Source organism: Caulobacter sp. GW821-FHT09B11, assembly GCF_059418205.1.
This window is the reverse complement of the sequence record NZ_JBWKPK010000005.1, coordinates 138,935-152,689: the sequence shown is the minus strand read 5'-3', so window position 1 is coordinate 152,689 and position 13,755 is coordinate 138,935. Positions and strand designations below refer to the sequence as shown.

19 protein-coding genes are annotated in these 13,755 nt (G+C 70.0%); 10 read left to right on the top strand and 9 right to left on the bottom strand.

Annotated elements, in window-relative coordinates; genetic code table 11:
• Positions 1–25: 25 nt before the first annotated feature.
• The 3 genes from AC07N1_RS05340 to AC07N1_RS05330 form a co-directional block, all read right to left on the bottom strand.
• Positions 26–526, bottom strand: a complete 501-nt coding sequence (locus AC07N1_RS05340; protein ID WP_494670860.1) for a hypothetical protein — start codon at positions 524–526, stop codon at positions 26–28.
• A gap of 93 nt (positions 527–619) precedes the next feature.
• Positions 620–1,516, bottom strand: coding sequence for a hydrogen peroxide-inducible genes activator (locus AC07N1_RS05335; protein ID WP_494670859.1), 897 nt, complete (start codon positions 1,514–1,516; stop codon positions 620–622).
• A gap of 152 nt (positions 1,517–1,668) precedes the next feature.
• Positions 1,669–2,535 carry an ATP-grasp domain-containing protein gene (locus AC07N1_RS05330; RefSeq protein ID WP_494670858.1) on the bottom strand — a complete coding sequence of 289 codons (867 nt, stop codon included), beginning with the start codon at positions 2,533–2,535 and terminating at the stop codon, positions 1,669–1,671.
• Between the two features lie 121 nt (positions 2,536–2,656).
• On the opposite strand from AC07N1_RS05330, the gene AC07N1_RS05325 reads away from it, so the two are divergent.
• The 6 genes from AC07N1_RS05325 to AC07N1_RS05300 are packed head-to-tail and all read left to right on the top strand — an operon-like array spanning position 2,657 to position 6,735.
• Positions 2,657–3,646 (top strand): adenosine kinase, encoded by a 990-nt coding sequence (locus AC07N1_RS05325; protein ID WP_494670857.1) that lies wholly within the window; start codon positions 2,657–2,659, stop codon positions 3,644–3,646.
• Positions 3,647–3,682: 36 nt separating this feature from the next.
• The gene (gene hisB / locus AC07N1_RS05320) at positions 3,683–4,273 is read left to right on the top strand and encodes an imidazoleglycerol-phosphate dehydratase HisB (RefSeq protein WP_101713144.1); all 591 of its coding nucleotides are present in this window, start codon (positions 3,683–3,685) and stop codon (positions 4,271–4,273) included.
• Positions 4,274–4,278: 5 nt separating this feature from the next.
• On the top strand, positions 4,279–4,920 hold the full coding sequence (gene hisH, locus AC07N1_RS05315) for an imidazole glycerol phosphate synthase subunit HisH (RefSeq protein ID WP_494670856.1): 642 nt from the start codon (positions 4,279–4,281) through the stop codon (positions 4,918–4,920).
• Positions 4,908–5,642, top strand: a complete 735-nt coding sequence (gene hisA / locus AC07N1_RS05310) for a 1-(5-phosphoribosyl)-5-[(5-phosphoribosylamino)methylideneamino]imidazole-4-carboxamide isomerase (RefSeq protein ID WP_494670855.1) — start codon at positions 4,908–4,910, stop codon at positions 5,640–5,642. The genes hisH and hisA overlap by 13 nt, the downstream gene beginning before the upstream one ends.
• The gene (hisF, locus tag AC07N1_RS05305; protein ID WP_494670854.1) at positions 5,642–6,415 is read left to right on the top strand and encodes an imidazole glycerol phosphate synthase subunit HisF; all 774 of its coding nucleotides are present in this window, start codon (positions 5,642–5,644) and stop codon (positions 6,413–6,415) included. Before hisA ends, hisF begins: the two co-directional genes overlap by 1 nt.
• Positions 6,412–6,735 (top strand): phosphoribosyl-ATP diphosphatase, encoded by a 324-nt coding sequence (locus AC07N1_RS05300; RefSeq protein WP_101720459.1) that lies wholly within the window; start codon positions 6,412–6,414, stop codon positions 6,733–6,735. Before hisF ends, AC07N1_RS05300 begins: the two co-directional genes overlap by 4 nt.
• 209 nt (positions 6,736–6,944) lie before the next feature.
• Here AC07N1_RS05300 and AC07N1_RS05295 read toward each other — a convergent pair whose 3' ends face one another.
• The 3 genes from AC07N1_RS05295 to timA are packed head-to-tail and all read right to left on the bottom strand — an operon-like array spanning position 6,945 to position 9,290.
• Complete coding sequence (locus AC07N1_RS05295; protein ID WP_494670853.1) at positions 6,945–7,520, bottom strand: Smr/MutS family protein; 576 nt, start codon at positions 7,518–7,520, stop codon at positions 6,945–6,947.
• Between the two features lie 16 nt (positions 7,521–7,536).
• A complete protein-coding gene (gene mltA / locus AC07N1_RS05290; protein ID WP_494670852.1) occupies positions 7,537–8,688 on the bottom strand; it encodes a murein transglycosylase A in 1,152 nt (383 codons plus the stop codon).
• Entirely contained in the window at positions 8,688–9,290 is a 603-nt protein-coding gene (gene timA / locus AC07N1_RS05285; RefSeq protein ID WP_494670851.1) for a TIM44-related membrane protein TimA, read from the bottom strand. Before timA ends, mltA begins: the two co-directional genes overlap by 1 nt.
• Before the next feature lie 162 nt (positions 9,291–9,452).
• Here timA and secB point away from each other — a divergent pair, with 162 nt between their 5' ends.
• Entirely contained in the window at positions 9,453–9,947 is a 495-nt protein-coding gene (secB, locus tag AC07N1_RS05280) for a protein-export chaperone SecB (protein WP_494670850.1), read from the top strand.
• A 59-nt stretch (positions 9,948–10,006) separates the two neighbouring features.
• Positions 10,007–10,144, top strand: a complete 138-nt coding sequence (locus tag AC07N1_RS05275) for a hypothetical protein (RefSeq protein WP_494670849.1) — start codon at positions 10,007–10,009, stop codon at positions 10,142–10,144.
• A 57-nt stretch (positions 10,145–10,201) separates the two neighbouring features.
• Here the strand turns inward: AC07N1_RS05275 and AC07N1_RS05270 are convergent, their stop codons facing one another.
• The gene (locus tag AC07N1_RS05270; RefSeq protein ID WP_198575488.1) at positions 10,202–10,888 is read right to left on the bottom strand and encodes a response regulator transcription factor; all 687 of its coding nucleotides are present in this window, start codon (positions 10,886–10,888) and stop codon (positions 10,202–10,204) included.
• A 66-nt stretch (positions 10,889–10,954) separates the two neighbouring features.
• Between AC07N1_RS05270 and AC07N1_RS05265 the strand changes: the two genes are divergently transcribed.
• Positions 10,955–11,464 (top strand): L,D-transpeptidase family protein, encoded by a 510-nt coding sequence (locus AC07N1_RS05265; RefSeq protein WP_494670848.1) that lies wholly within the window; start codon positions 10,955–10,957, stop codon positions 11,462–11,464.
• 165 nt (positions 11,465–11,629) lie between these two features.
• Here the strand turns inward: AC07N1_RS05265 and AC07N1_RS05260 are convergent, their stop codons facing one another.
• Complete coding sequence (locus AC07N1_RS05260) at positions 11,630–12,274, bottom strand: YggS family pyridoxal phosphate-dependent enzyme (protein WP_494670847.1); 645 nt, start codon at positions 12,272–12,274, stop codon at positions 11,630–11,632.
• On the opposite strand from AC07N1_RS05260, the gene AC07N1_RS05255 reads away from it, so the two are divergent.
• Positions 12,273–12,899, top strand: a complete 627-nt coding sequence (locus tag AC07N1_RS05255) for a thiamine phosphate synthase (protein WP_494670846.1) — start codon at positions 12,273–12,275, stop codon at positions 12,897–12,899. The genes AC07N1_RS05260 and AC07N1_RS05255 overlap by 2 nt on opposite strands.
• A gap of 186 nt (positions 12,900–13,085) precedes the next feature.
• Here AC07N1_RS05255 and AC07N1_RS05250 read toward each other — a convergent pair whose 3' ends face one another.
• Positions 13,086–13,511, bottom strand: coding sequence for an NtrZ family periplasmic regulatory protein (locus AC07N1_RS05250; RefSeq protein ID WP_233245168.1), 426 nt, complete (start codon positions 13,509–13,511; stop codon positions 13,086–13,088).
• Positions 13,512–13,755: the final 244 nt, after the last annotated feature.

Sequence of the window (13,755 nt, the reverse complement as noted above, 5' to 3'; positions counted from 1 at the left end):
AAGAGCTATTTAGATATATCTGATGTTATCGGTTTGCGACCGCCGCCGGAAAGGCCTGGTGGCAGACCTCCTCGCCGAAGGCGTCGCTGAGCTGCTCCTCGGCCTCGCCCATCTTGATGACGGCCAGGCGGCCGCCGACGATGGTCTTGCCGATGGCGTAGTCGCCGACCACCTTGCCGGTGCGCACATCGACCAGCCGGGCCTTGCCGCGCAGCACATTGGCGCCGGCGACCAGGGCGGTCAGGGCCGGATTGGCCTTGTCGAAGCGGTCGAGTTTCGCTTCCAGCCGCAACGGCCGGTCGCCCTTGGCGCAGCCGTCGAGCTTGGCCTGGACGTGCTGCTTGAACAGGGCGTCGAAGCCGTCGGTGACCTTGAGATCACCCCGCGTGAGGCGCACCTCGGAGACGCGGGCCTGGGCGCGCCAGTCGGCCGGCAGGGTCTCGACGGCCGTGCTGCGCGAAAGGCTGACGCAGCCCGAGGCCGCCATAGCAACGCCCAGCAGGGCCAAGGTCATCGCCGTCTTCATCGTGCGCTCCAGTTCCGGTCCGGGCTGCAACGCGCCGAGCGGGGGAAAGGTCGCAGACTCGAAGAACGATGGTCTTGGACGAAGACGCGACGATCACGCCGCCCGCAGGGTCTCGGCCAGCAGGCGCCCCTCGGCGGCGCGGCTGGAGCCGGCCCGCCAGGCCACGACGATCTCGCGGCTGGACTGGGCCGTGTTCAGCGGCCGCACGGTCACCGGCGCGTTCTCGGCCAGGCCCGCCTGCACCGCCATGGCCGGCAGGAACGACACGCCCAGGCCCGAGCCGATCATCTGCACCAGGGTGGGCAGCGAGGTGGCCGCGAAGCTTTCCTCGTCGCCGACGTTCCGGGGCGGCTCCAGGCCGCAGGCGGACAGGGCGTGGTCGCGCAGGCAGTGGCCGTCTTCCAGCAGGATCAGCTCCTGGCCATCGAGGCTGGAGGGATCGACCCGCTCCTGCAGGGCCATCGGGTGGTTGGCCGGCGCTGCGGCCAGCAGCTCGTCGTCCTCGACATGGGCGCAGTCCAGGCCGGTCATGTCGTAGGGCAAGGCGATCAGGGCCGCGTCCAGCGAGCCGGCCTTGAGGGCCGCGATCAGCCGCTGGGTCAGGTCTTCCCGAAGAAAGAGGCGCAGCTTGGGGAACTGGTCGCGCAGCATCGGCAGGGCGCGAGGCAGCAGATAGGGGGCCACGGTCGGGATCACGCCCAGCCGGAAACGCCCAGCCAGCGGCTGGCCGGCCCCGCGCGCCGCCTGAACCAGATCTTCCGTCTGGGCGAGAATGGCGGTGGCCCGGCGCACGGCCTCCTGGCCGGCAGCGGTCAGGATCACGCCCGAGCGGGCCCGATCGACAACCGGGGCGCCGAGGATCTTCTCCAGCTCCTGGATCCCGGCCGACAGGGTGGGCTGGGTGACATAGCAGGCGTCGGCGGCGCGGCTGAACGAGCCGTGCTCCGACAGGAGCTTCAGGTACTGCAGCTGGCGAAGGGTCGGGAGCATGGCTTTCGATATAGGCCGCCTCTATCGAAACTCCAAAAGCAATCGAGCCGATTTCGGGAGCGCCGCCGCGGGTTGATCGTGCGCATGTCGCCGGCGGCTCATTCAGCGCCTAAACAACGCCCACTCCCTTCCCTGCCCTCTCCTCTCCTCTCCTACAGCGCCGCCTTCACCGCTTTCGCAAAAGCCGCCCCGTGGTCGTGGGCGTGCTCGAGGAAGAGATCCGGCTCGATGATCTCCAGCTCCATCAGCTGCGGGGTGTGGTCGAGGCCCCGGATCAGGTCGACGCGGGCGTAGGTCAGGGGCGCTCCGACGGCGTCAAGCACCATGCGCGCGGCGTGCAGGGCCTCCGGCTCGGGCGCGATCTCCGAAACCTTGCCGCCGTACTGCGGCTGCACCCGGAAGTCGCCGGGCACGGCCACCTTGGTCACCGCGTGGCTGAAGGCGCCGTCGAAGAAGAACAGCGACAGCTCCCCCTCCTCGCCCACCGCCGGCAGGAACGGCTGTATCAGGGCCGCGCCGGCCGGGGCGCCGGAAAGGTCGGAATGCCGGCCCAGCTTCACCGTCTGGTGCGAACCGCCGGAGACCTGCGGCTTGGCCACCACGACATCGACCTGGAAGCGGTCGCAGGCCTCGGCGACCGCCTCGGGCGTGACCTTGTCCAGCGTGATGGTCGGCACCACCGGCGCGCCCTTGGCGGCCAACTCGGTCAGATAGGTCTTTGCCGTGTTCCAGCGCAGCAGCGAGGGCGGATTGGCGGTGCGCACGCCGGCCGCCTCCAGGGCGTCGAGGCGGGCGTACCATTCGGGCTCGCGATGGTGATAGCCCCAGCTGAGCAGCGGAAGGACGATGCCCTGCCCGTTCGCCTCGATCGGATCGGTCCACGATCGCGACGCGACGGTCAGGCCCAGGGCCCGCAGCGGCGTCGCCAGGCGCTCGAACAGCGGCGGCCAGCTCTGGGCGAAGCGCGGTTCATCGGCGGCGGGAACCAGGATCAGGACGTCGGGGCGCGGGGTGCTCATGCCCCAACGGTTAGAAAGCCGCACCTCGCACCGCAAGCCCCGCGTTGCCTTGACGGCCCTGTTCCTTTACTTGCCGACGGTCCCGTTTTCGCCGTCCCCATCAAAAGGCTCGCTCCGCCTCATGACCGCCCTCTACGACGTCGCCGCCATCGGCAACGCCATCGTCGACGTGATCGCCCAGTGCGACGACGCCTTCCTGGACGCGCAAGGGCTGGTGAAGGGCTCGATGGCCCTGATCGACACGACACGCGCGGCCAGCCTCTATGACGCCATGGCGGCGGGCATCGAGGCCTCGGGCGGCAGCGCCGGCAACACCGTGGCGGGCGTGGCCAGCTTCGGCGGCAAGGCCGCCTTCATCGGCAAGGTCGCCGACGACCAGCTGGGCCGCGTCTTCACCCACGACATGCGCGCGATCGGCGGAACCTTCACCACCCCGCCGCTGGCCGAAGGCCCGGCAACCGCCCAGTGCCTGATCAATGTCACCCCCGACGCCCAGCGCACCATGTCGACCTACCTGGGCGCCTGCGTTGAGCTGACCGCCGCCGACGTCGATCCGGCCATCATTGAGGCCGCCCAGTACGCCTACCTCGAAGGCTACCTGTTCGACCCGCTGGAAGCCCGCCGCGCCTTCGCCAAGGCCGCCGCGCTGAGCCACGGTTCGGGTCGCAAGATCGCCATCACGCTGAGCGACAGCTTCGTCGTGGATCGTCACCGCGAAGCCCTGCTGGGCTTCGTCGAGACCCAGTGCGACATCGTCTTCGCCAATGCCTCCGAAGTGTGCGCCCTGTTCCAGAACGACGACTTCGACGCGGCGGTCAAGGAACTGGCCAAGCGGGTCGAGATCGCCGCCGTCACCCGAAGCGAAAAGGGTTCGGTGGTCGCCCAGGGCGACAGCGTCCATGAAATCTCGGCCTTCCCCGTGGAAAAAGTCGTGGACACGACGGGCGCGGGCGACCAATACGCCGCAGGTTTCCTCTACGGCCTCTCCCAGGGCCGCTCGCTGGCCGACTGCGGCAAGCTGGGCTCCCTGGCCGCCGCCGAGGTCATCGCCCACTACGGTCCGCGTCCGCAGGTCAAGCTGCGCGACCTGGCCGCCCAGAACGGACTCTAACCACCCAAGGCCCTCCGGGGCCTTCAAGGACGAAGCATGGCCCGCACCGCTGAAGTGGTCCGCGAGACGAAAGAGACCCAGATCCGGGTCTGGATCGATCTCGACGGGACCGGCGCCTCGACGATCTCCACCGGCATCGGTTTCTACGACCATATGCTGGAGAGCTTCGCGCGCCACGGCGGCTTCGACCTGAAGATAGAGACCAAGGGCGACCTGCACATCGACATGCACCACACGGTGGAAGACACCGGGATTGTGCTGGGTCAGGCGATCAACAAGGCGCTGGACGGCTTCAAGGGCATCCGGCGCTTCGGCCACGCCTATATCCCGATGGACGAGACCCTGACGCGCTGCGCCATCGATCTGTCCAACCGCGCCTATCTGATCTGGAAGGTCGAGTTCAAGCGGCCCAAGGTCGGCGAGATGGACACCGAGCTCTTCAAGGAGTTCCACCACGCGTTCGCCATGAACTGCGGGGCGTGCATCCATCTGGAGACGCTGTACGGCGACAACACCCACCACGTGGCGGAGAGCGGCTTCAAGGCGCTTGCCCGGGCCCTGCGCCAGGCGGTGGAGTTCGATCCGAAGACCGGCGGCCAGGCGCCGTCGACCAAGGGCGTACTGTAGGTTCCATGCAAACTCTCGCCCTGATCGACTACGGGTCGGGCAACCTGCGATCGGCGGAGAAGGCCTTGAACGAGGCCGCCCGCCGGCGCGGCGTCGCCGCCTCCATCGTCGTCACAGCCGATCCCGACCTCGTGGCCAAGGCCGACCGGGTGTTCCTGCCCGGCGTCGGGGCCTTCGCCTCGTGCCGCGCGGGCCTGGACGCCTCCGGCGTGTTCGAAGCCATGAACGAGGCCGTGCACCAGCGCGGCGCGCCGTTCATGGGCATCTGCGTCGGTCACCAGCTGCTGGCCACCGAGGGCCTCGAGTTCGGCGTCACGCCGGGCCTCGACTGGATCGGCGGCCAGGTGAAGAAGCTTCAGCCGTCCGATCCCTCGCTGACCATCCCGCACATGGGCTGGAACGCGATCGCCCTGCACCGCGCTCATCCCCTGTTCGTGGGGATCGAGGACGGCGCCCACATGTACTACGCTAATTCCTTTGCCCTGGCGGCGGCCGATCCGGCCGACGTGGTGGCGACCAGCGACCACGGCGGCCCGTTCGTCGCGGCGGTGGCCAAGGGGAATGTCGCGGGCGTACAATTCCACCCCGAAAAATCACAAGCCGCCGGGCTCGCCCTGCTCGCCAACTTCCTGGAATGGCGCCCATGATCCTCTATCCCGCCATCGACCTGAAGGACGGCCAGTGCGTGCGCCTGCTGCACGGCGACATGGACAAGGCCACGGTCTTCAACAACAGCCCGGCCGACCAGGCCCAGCGCTTCGTCAAGGACGGCTTCTCGTGGCTGCACGTCGTTGACCTGAACGGCGCCATCGAGGGCAAGTCGGTAAACACCGCCGCCGTGCAGTCGATCCTGGAGTCGATCTCGATCCCGGTGCAGCTGGGCGGCGGCATCCGCACCCTGGAAGGCATCGAGTCCTGGATCGAGGCCGGCGTGTCGCGCGTCATCCTCGGCACCGTGGCCGTCCACGATCCGGACCTGGTCCGCAAGGCCGCCCGCCTGTGGCCCGAGCAGATCGCCGTGGCCGTCGACGTCCGTGACGGCAAGGTCGCGGTCGACGGCTGGACTGGCCTGTCGGACATCGACGCCATCACCCTGGGCAAGCGCTTCGAGGACGTGGGCGTGGCCGCCCTGATCGTCACCGACATCAGCCGCGACGGCGCCCTGACCGGCGTAAACGTCGAGGGCGTGGGCGAACTGGCCGACGCCGTCTCGATCCCCGTCATCGCCTCCGGCGGCGTCGCCGCCGTCGCCGACATCGAACGGCTCAAGGCCCGCAAGGGCGTCGAGATCGCCGGGGCCATCCTGGGCCGCTCGCTCTACGCCGGCACCATCAAGCCGTCCGAAGCCTTGGTCGCGGCGGCCGCCTGATGCTGAAGACCCGGATCATCCCTTGCCTCGACGTCAAGGACGGCCGGGTCGTCAAAGGCGTCAACTTCGTCGACCTGCGCGACGCCGGCGATCCGGTGGAACAGGCCGCGGCCTATGACGCGGCCGGCGCCGACGAGCTGATGTTCCTCGACATCACCGCCTCCAGCGAAGGCCGGGGCCTGATCCTGGACGTGATCTCGCGCACCGCCGAGGTCTGCTTCATGCCCGTCTCGGTGGGCGGGGGCGTGCGCCAGGTGGCCGACATGCGCCGCCTGCTGCTGGCCGGGGCCGACAAGGTCTCGACCAACACCGCCGCCGTCGAGAACCCCGACCTGATCGCCGCCGGGGCCGACGCCTTCGGGGCCCAGTGCGTCGTGGTGGCCATCGACGCCAAGGCCCGGCCGGACGGCTCGGGCTGGAACGTCTGGACCTATGGCGGCCGCAAGGACACCGGTCTCGACGTGGTCGACTGGGCCGCCAAGGTGGTCGAACGCGGCGCGGGCGAGATCCTGCTGACCTCGATGGACCGCGACGGCGCCAAGATCGGCTACGACATCCCGCTGCTGCAGGCGGTGACAGGCGCGGTCAACGTGCCGGTGATCGCCTCGGGCGGCGCGGGCAAGACCGAGCACCTGGTCGAGGCCGCCCGCGACGGCCACGCCGCCGCCGTGCTGGCCGCCTCGATCTTCCACTTCGGCGAGATCTCGATCGGGGAGGCCAAGGCCGCCATGGCCGCCGCCGGCGTGCCGGTGCGCCTGGACCCGGTCGCATGAGCCGGCTGTTCGAGGTCCTGGAGCGGCTGGCCGCCACGGTCGAGAGCCGCAAGGGCGGCGATCCCACCGCGTCCTACACCGCCAAGCTGCTGAACGACCCGGCTCTGGCCGCCAAGAAGCTGGGCGAGGAAGCCGTCGAGACGGTGATCGCCGCCGTGGCCCAGGGTCCCGAGGCCCTGGCCTCGGAAAGCGCCGACCTGCTGTACCACTGGCTGGCGCTGATGGCGGCGGCCGGGGTGTCGCTGGACGCCGTGGCCGAGAAGCTCGAGGCCCGCGAGGGGACGTCGGGGCACGCTGAGAAGGCTGCGCGGCCGAAGTAGAGCCACCGGCCTCCTCGCTTCCCAATCACGCCCAAAATCTTGCCTTCCTAGGCCTTGTGCCTAGGACCCATGCGTCCGCTATGCTGAGCCATTCGCTCGCACACCTGAAGCGCCAAACGCATTCCCGCACCGCATTGCCCGCTGAACGATGGGCCCTGGGCACAAGGCCCAGGGAAGCGAACTTTGGTGCTTTGGGGAGCAAACTTCCCCTACCCCTTCCGCTTCAGCGCCACGTAGAGCGCGCCATCGCCGCCATGCCGCTGGTCCGCCGGCGACACGCCGGCGATCATCTCGCGCAGGACCGGAGCGGCCAGCCATTCGGGCGTGCGCTGGCGCAGGACGCCTTGGCCGACCTTGCCCTTGCCGGTGATCACCAGCACCGCCCGGTGGCCGTCGTCCCAGGCCCGGCGAACGAAGCGCTCCAGCGTCGCGCGGGCCTGGTCCTGGTCGAGGCCGTGCATGTCGAGACGGGCGCCGATCGGGTCGTGGGCCTTGGCGATGCGGCGATGGCGGTTGGGCTCGATGCGTTCCGGCGGCGGCTTGGGCGCGGGCTTGGGCTTGAGCGCCTTGATCTCGGCCGGATCGATGCGCAGCGGGGCTACCGAGGCCAGGTGGGTCGGCGGGGCGATCTCGGCGGCGTGGGCCATCAGGTCGGCCTTGCCGGCCCGAACCCGGGCCTTGTCGCGCATTTTCAGCGGCTTTTCGGGCGCGCGGCCCGTCACCGTGGAGGCCACCAGCCGCCACAGGCGCTGGCTTTCGTCGTCCGGCGGCCGCCGCTTGCTCATGGTCAGGCCCTGGAGATCAAGGCTGCGGTTGGGGGACCAGGCGCCACAGGCGCAGGTCGTGACGCACGCGGCCGGCCTCGGTTCCCGCCGCCTGGCCCGTGCCCATGTAGAGGTCGGCCCGCACCGCGCCCTTGATGGCGCCGCCGGTGTCCAGCGCCACCACGGCCCGGCGATAGGTCGGGAAGGCCCCGGCCAGCTTGGGCGCGCTGGCGTCGATCCAGTAGAGGCCGCCCAGGGCGTTCTGGCTGGGATCGACGGCGATGGCGCGGCCGATCGGCAGCGACACATTGGCCGCGCCGGTGGCCTGGCGGCCGTCGTCGGGCAGGGTCTGGAAGAACACGTAGCGCGGGTTCAGCCGCATGATCTCGTCGGCCCTGGGACCGCGATTGGCCGCCAGCCAGCCGCGGATCGCCTCGCCCGAGGTGTCGCCGTCGGCCAGCAGGCCGCGGTCGCGCATGGCCGTGGCGACGCCCGTGAAGGGCTTGCCGTTATGGGCGGCGAAGGCGGCGCGCACCCGGCGGCCGTCGGGCAGGGTCAGGACGCCGGAGCCCTGGATCTGCAGGAAGAACAGGTCCTCGGGCCGCAGCCAGGCCAGCGGCCGGTCCAGCGGCGAGGCCTCGATGGCGGCGCGGTCGTCATAGGGGACGAAGGTCCCGCCCGCGACGCGGCCGGCCACGGTCCTGCCCTTCAGGGTCGGATCGAAGGCGCCGAGGTCGAGCATGACCAAGTCGGCGGGACGGCCGCGCATCGGGGCGCTGAACTCGGCCGAGCGCGACATCCGCGCCTCGTATTCCGGCGCGAAATAGGCGGTCAGCAGGCCCTGGCCGGCGATCGGCTCCGGACGGAAATTGGTTTCCAGGAACAGGCGCGCCCTGGCGTCATCGACCGGACCGGCCTGCCTGGCCTTGCGGCATACCTCGGCCGTGGGCGCGTCCTTGGCGACGCCGCAGGTCTCGCGGAAGGCCTGCAGGGCGGCGGCGTGGTCTTCCTCGTTCCAGCCCTGCAGCGCCGAGAAGCCGGCCCCCGGGGAGACCGGCGGAGTCGGTTGCGGCCGGGGCGTCGAAGGCGGAACCGGCGCTGTCGGGGTGATCGGCAAGGGCGGCGCGGCCGTCGTACAGGCGGCCAGAACCAGGGCGGCCGCCGCGGCGGTCAGGACGGAACGCAACATCAAGCTTCGGCGACCGCGACGCGCACCAGGGTCCAGTTGGGATCGCGGCTCTTGAGGTCGCGCTCGAAGGTCCACAGATCGGCCGTGCGGCGATCGTCCACCGCCTCGCCGGCGGCGCTGGTGGAACGGGTCCGCACCTCGGCGAGGATCCGCACCACGGCGCGGCCGACGTCGCCTTCCACGGCGGCGCTGTCGAGATCGACGCGCGGCAGGGTCAACAGTTCGACGCTCTCGGTGCGGCCGTCGGCCTCGCGCGCGACGATCGCGCCCTCGAAATTGGCCATGACGTCGGGCGCCAGCAGCGGCTTCAGGGTCTCGCGATCCCCCTGGGCGAAAGCCTTGAGGATCATCTCGTAGGCCTGGCGGGCGCCCACCAGGAAGCGACCGACGTCGAAGTCGGGCTGACGGGCGCGCAGGGCGGCCACGCCGGTGGCGGCCACAGGAGCCACGGTCTCCGGGCTCTCGGCCGGGCGACCGGCGGCTGGAGCAGCCACGGCGGCCGGCGTGTCCTCGGGCTGGCGGCCCACCCGCCGGCCAAGCACGGCGTAGAGTTGGTACAGGACGACGGCGGCGAGCACCGCGAAGACGATCAGTTCAGTCACGACAAATTCCGCATCGGGCCGTCGATGGCGACGACAGCCTTCCTATATAGGCCAACCGACCGCCCGCGTCAGGCGCCTGACGTTGCACGGCGTTCTCGCACATGTTAGCAGCGCCGCTCACGCCTAAGGCCGGGCGACCCGCGCCGAACACGGAAAACGTTCATGACCGACACCATCGGCGCTCCGCCCGCCGCCCAGGACGACAACGAAGCGGCCGCCGCCGGCATCCGCATCGTCGCCCAGTTCGTTCGCGATCTCTCGTTCGAAAACCCGCTGGCCCCGGACTCGCTCCGCGCCGCCGCCGACCAGCCCGCCATCGACATGGGCGTCGAGATGAACGCCCGCGGCCGCGCCGACGGCCTGTTCGAAGTGGACCTGAAGCTGTCGGCCCGCGCCACGCGCGGCGAAACGGCCGTGTTCCACGTAGAAGTCGTCTATGGCGGCCTGTTCCACATCAACGGCGTGCCGGAAGAAGCCCTCGAGCAGGTCCTGCTGATCGAGTGCCCGCGCTTCCTGTTCCCGTTCGCCCGTCGCCTGATCGCCGACGTCACCAGCGAAGGCGGCTTCCCGCCCTTCCTGATCGACCCGATCGACTTCGGCGGCGTCTACGCCGCGCGCAAGGCCCAGGCCGAAGGCGCGCCGGTCGGCAACGCCTGATTCAGGCGCGATCGCCCAATTGAAGTAAGGCCCGGAGCGAAAGCCCCGGGCCTTTCTTTTTGCTCGCCGCTCCCAAGTTTCGTCATCCCGGCCGTAGCGCAGCGAAGAGCCGGGACCCAGGGGCCGCCGCAACGCGACGGCCGCCGTCGATGGCGTTCAACGCAACCGCCGCGCCCAGTCCCCTGGGTCCCGGATAAGCCCTGCGGGCTTTCCGGGATGACGAGGTTTGGGGATGTTTGGAAAGTCAGAGCCGCCTAAGGCTGCAAACGGTAGCCGCCCGCCTCGGTGATCAGGATCCGCGCCACGGCCGGGTCGGGCTCGATCTTCTGGCGCAGGCGGTAGACGTGGGTTTCCAGCGTGTGGGTGGTGACGCCGGCGTTGTAGCCCCAGACCTCGGTCAGCAGCTCCTCGCGCGACACCGGCTTGGAGCCGGCGCGGTAGAGGTACTTGAGGATGTTGGTTTCCTTCTCGGTCAGCCGCACCTTCTTCTGCTTGTCGTCGACGAGCAGCTTGGCGGACGGCCGGAACTCGTAGGGACCGATGCGGAAGAGCGCGTCCTCCGAGGCCTCGTAGCTGCGCAGCTGGGCGCGGATGCGGGCCAGCAGCACCCCGAAGCGGAAGGGCTTGGTGACGTAGTCGTTGGCGCCCGATTCCAGGCCCAGGATGGTGTCGCTGTCGCTGGCGGCGGCCGTCAGCATGATCACCGGCGCGGTGACGCCGTTCTTGCGCATCAGGCGGCAGGCCTCGCGGCCGTCCATGTCGGGCAGGTCGACGTCGAGCAGGATCAGGTCCGGCTTGATCTCGCGGGCCTGGCGCACGCCTTCGCCGGCGGTGGCGCACTCGGCCACGGCGAATTCCTCGTGCAGGGCGAGCTGTTCGGCCAAGGCGCCGCGCAGGTCGTCGTCGTCGTCGATGAGAAGCAGGGTCTTGCGTTGCGCCATGAGCCGGAACATGACCGCTGCGAGGCCCGGCGCCAAGGGGCGCGGCTTGCGGGAGCGGGGTTTGCGATGATCTTCCTGGCGTATTCGGACGGAACGATCGATCTCGGGGACGGCCGCAGGGTGCGCTGCGCCCTCGGCAAGGCCGGCGTCATCGCCGCCGCCGACAAACGCGAGGGCGACAATCGAAGCCCCCTGGGGACCTGGGCGATCCGAAAGGTGCTCTATCGTCCCGACGTCTATCCGGACGGCCCCGCGACCACCCTGCCCGTCGCGCCGATCGCTCACGACGACGGCTGGTGCGACGCCCCGGGCGACCCGAACTACAATCGACCGGTGAAACTGCCCTACCCGGCCAGCGCCGAGCGGATGTGGCGCGAGGATTCGGTCTACGACCTGGTCGGCGTCCTGGCCCACAACGACGATCCGCCGGTTCCCGGCATGGGCTCGGCGATCTTCCTGCACCTGGCGCGGGAAGGCTATCCGGGCACCGAGGGGTGCGTGGCCCTGGCGCGGGCGGACATCGAGGCCCTGCTGGCCAAGGCCCGGCCGGGGGACGCGATCGGGATTTCGGAATGATCCTTCTCCCCTTGCGGGAGAAGGTGGCGGCGAAAGCCGACGGATGAGGGGCCTCTCGGATGGGGACGCCCTGCCCGGCCTGACCGCTGCACGCGGCTTTGAGGTCTGAGACACCCCTCACCCGACCTGCTTCGCAGGCCACCTTCTCCCGCAAGGGGAGAGGGATCAGCGAGAACCAAATAAGGCCGACCCCACCCGCACCGAGGTGGCTCCACAGGCGATGGCGGTTTCGAAGTCGTCGCTCATGCCCATGGAGAGCCTGGCCAGGCCATTGCGGGCGGCGATGTCGGCGAGCAGGCGGAAATGCGGGGCGGGATCCTCGTCGGCGGGCGGTATGCACATCAGGCCTTCCACGGAAAGGCCGTAGGGCCCTCGGCAGGCGGCGATGAAGGCGTCGGCCTCGGCGGGGGTCGCGCCGGCCTTCTGCGGCTCCTGCCCGGTATTGACCTGGACATAGAGGCGCGGGGCCTTGCCCTGGGCCTGGACCTCGTCGGCGAGCACGCGGGCCAGTTTCTCGCGGTCGAGGGTCTCGATGACGTCGAAGAAGGCCACGGCGTCGCGGGCCTTGTTCGTCTGCAGGGGACCGATCAGGCGCAGTTCGATCTCGCCGCGATGCGCGCTCCAGCGCTCCTTGGCCTCCTGCACGCGGTTCTCGCCGAAAACCCGCTGGCCCCCGTCGAAGACCGGGGCGATATGGTCCCAGGGCTGCAGCTTCGACACCGCCACCAGATGGACGGCGTCGGCGTCGCGGCCGGCGGCTTTCGCGGCGGCGGCGATGCGGGACTGGATGGAGATCAGGGCTTCGGACATGGCGGACCAGGAAACGGACAGTCTGGGGACCCTCTCTAGAACGGCCGCGCGGCTTCGCCCATGGGCCTGGCCGGGCGATCCCCTGCCCCGGCTGCTGTTTTTCACCGATCCGGTCCGCACGCCCGATCCCGAGACGGTCGCCGAGCGCCTGCCGGCGGGAGCCGGGATCGTCTACCGACCCTTCGACGCGCCCGATGCTGTCGAGCGCGGCCTGCGCCTCGCCGAGATCGCTCGCCGTAGCGGCCTGCTGCTGCTGGCAGGGGCCGACCCGGCCCTGGCCGAGGCGATCGGCGCGCACGGCCTGCACCTGCCCCAGCGCCTGGTCGGGACCGCGCCGGCGATCCGCGCCGCCCATCCGGCCTGGCGGCTGACGGCGGCGGCGCACGACGCGGCCGCGGCGCGGGCGGCCCAGCTGGCGGGGGTCGAGGCGCTGGTGGTCTCGCCGGTCTTCGCCAGCAACAGCCCGTCGGCCGGAACGCCGCTGGGCGTCGAGGGCCTGGCGGCGATCGCGGCCCAGAGCGCCCTGCCTGTCTACGCCCTGGGCGGGGTCGGCGCGAAGACCGCCGAGGCGCTGGTCGGCGCGGGCGTCTATGGCTTGGCGGGTGTCGAGGGGTTCGGCGTCTAGGGCCGCCCCGTTATCCTGTCATTCCCGCCCTTGTGGCGGGAACCACTCTGTCAGCCGCAAGGGCGGTAGGGGCGACGTACTCAGCACGTCGCTTGCAGCTCACGTGCGAACGGAACCAGGGGTTCCCGCCACAAGGGCGGGAATGACGGGAGTTTTATAGGTTGGGGATCGAGCGTGAAGCTCGGATCAGAACTTGAACGCCGTCTCGAGCTTCACGCGCGGGGCGGGCTCGCGGGTTTCGTTCTTGCGGGCGGCCACGGCGGGGTTGTTCTCGCCCAGGGCCACGGCGCCGCCGACGCGGATCGACGGGGTGACCTTGAAGTAGGCCCCGGCCTGGACGTCCTTCAGCTCCATGTCGCGGCCGACGGGCTGGTCGAGGTCGAGCTTGAGGCCCCACTTGCCCTTGCGGGCGTCGAATTCGAGGGTCTTCTTCGGGCCTTGCGGGCTGAAGGGCGCTCCCTGCGAACCGGTGAAGTCGTTCTTGACGGTAAAGTCGGCGGTGGCGGGCGCGGTGCGGGTCTTCGTCTGGGCGTGCGCGATCGAGGCCGATCCCGTCAGGATCAGCGCGGCGGCGGCGCCAGCCATCACGAATTGGGTCGCGACCTTCGTCACTCGACACCTGTCCCCAAAATTACCCCTGCCCGAACCCTATATAGGCACGGACACCCTGAACGCCGAATAAAGGCCTGAATACAACGCGGTCAACAGGGCTTGGATCACGCTGATCGTCGCAGGTTACGATTCAAGCGGCGCCTGTGGCGGTCATGTCACGCGATTCCTGTTTTGACGCGGCGCGGCCATGCTATAGAGCCGTTCCGGCTGCGGGGGCGCGCCAGGGCTGCGCGAACGCGCCGGC

Excerpts from the sequence above, each read along its gene's own strand:
- hisA (WP_494670855.1), top strand. The coding sequence starts at position 4,908 with ATGGCGCCCATGATCCTCTATCCCGCCATCGACCTGAAGGACGGCCAG.
- AC07N1_RS05260 (WP_494670847.1), bottom strand. The coding sequence starts at position 12,274 with ATGTCCGAAGCCCTGATCTCCATCCAGTCCCGCATCGCCGCCGCCGCG.
- hisB (WP_101713144.1), top strand. The coding sequence starts at position 3,683 with ATGGCCCGCACCGCTGAAGTGGTCCGCGAGACGAAAGAGACCCAGATC.
- AC07N1_RS05340 (WP_494670860.1), bottom strand. The coding sequence starts at position 526 with ATGAAGACGGCGATGACCTTGGCCCTGCTGGGCGTTGCTATGGCGGCC.
- AC07N1_RS05295 (WP_494670853.1), bottom strand. The coding sequence starts at position 7,520 with ATGAGCAAGCGGCGGCCGCCGGACGACGAAAGCCAGCGCCTGTGGCGG.
- AC07N1_RS05255 (WP_494670846.1), top strand. The coding sequence starts at position 12,273 with ATGGCGGACCAGGAAACGGACAGTCTGGGGACCCTCTCTAGAACGGCC.
- hisH (WP_494670856.1), top strand. The coding sequence starts at position 4,279 with ATGCAAACTCTCGCCCTGATCGACTACGGGTCGGGCAACCTGCGATCG.
- hisF (WP_494670854.1), top strand. The coding sequence starts at position 5,642 with ATGCTGAAGACCCGGATCATCCCTTGCCTCGACGTCAAGGACGGCCGG.
- AC07N1_RS05265 (WP_494670848.1), top strand. The coding sequence starts at position 10,955 with ATGATCTTCCTGGCGTATTCGGACGGAACGATCGATCTCGGGGACGGC.
- AC07N1_RS05270 (WP_198575488.1), bottom strand. The coding sequence starts at position 10,888 with ATGGCGCAACGCAAGACCCTGCTTCTCATCGACGACGACGACGACCTG.
- AC07N1_RS05300 (WP_101720459.1), top strand. The coding sequence starts at position 6,412 with ATGAGCCGGCTGTTCGAGGTCCTGGAGCGGCTGGCCGCCACGGTCGAG.
- AC07N1_RS05325 (WP_494670857.1), top strand. The coding sequence starts at position 2,657 with ATGACCGCCCTCTACGACGTCGCCGCCATCGGCAACGCCATCGTCGAC.
- AC07N1_RS05335 (WP_494670859.1), bottom strand. The coding sequence starts at position 1,516 with ATGCTCCCGACCCTTCGCCAGCTGCAGTACCTGAAGCTCCTGTCGGAG.
- secB (WP_494670850.1), top strand. The coding sequence starts at position 9,453 with ATGACCGACACCATCGGCGCTCCGCCCGCCGCCCAGGACGACAACGAA.
- AC07N1_RS05330 (WP_494670858.1), bottom strand. The coding sequence starts at position 2,535 with ATGAGCACCCCGCGCCCCGACGTCCTGATCCTGGTTCCCGCCGCCGAT.
- mltA (WP_494670852.1), bottom strand. The coding sequence starts at position 8,688 with ATGTTGCGTTCCGTCCTGACCGCCGCGGCGGCCGCCCTGGTTCTGGCC.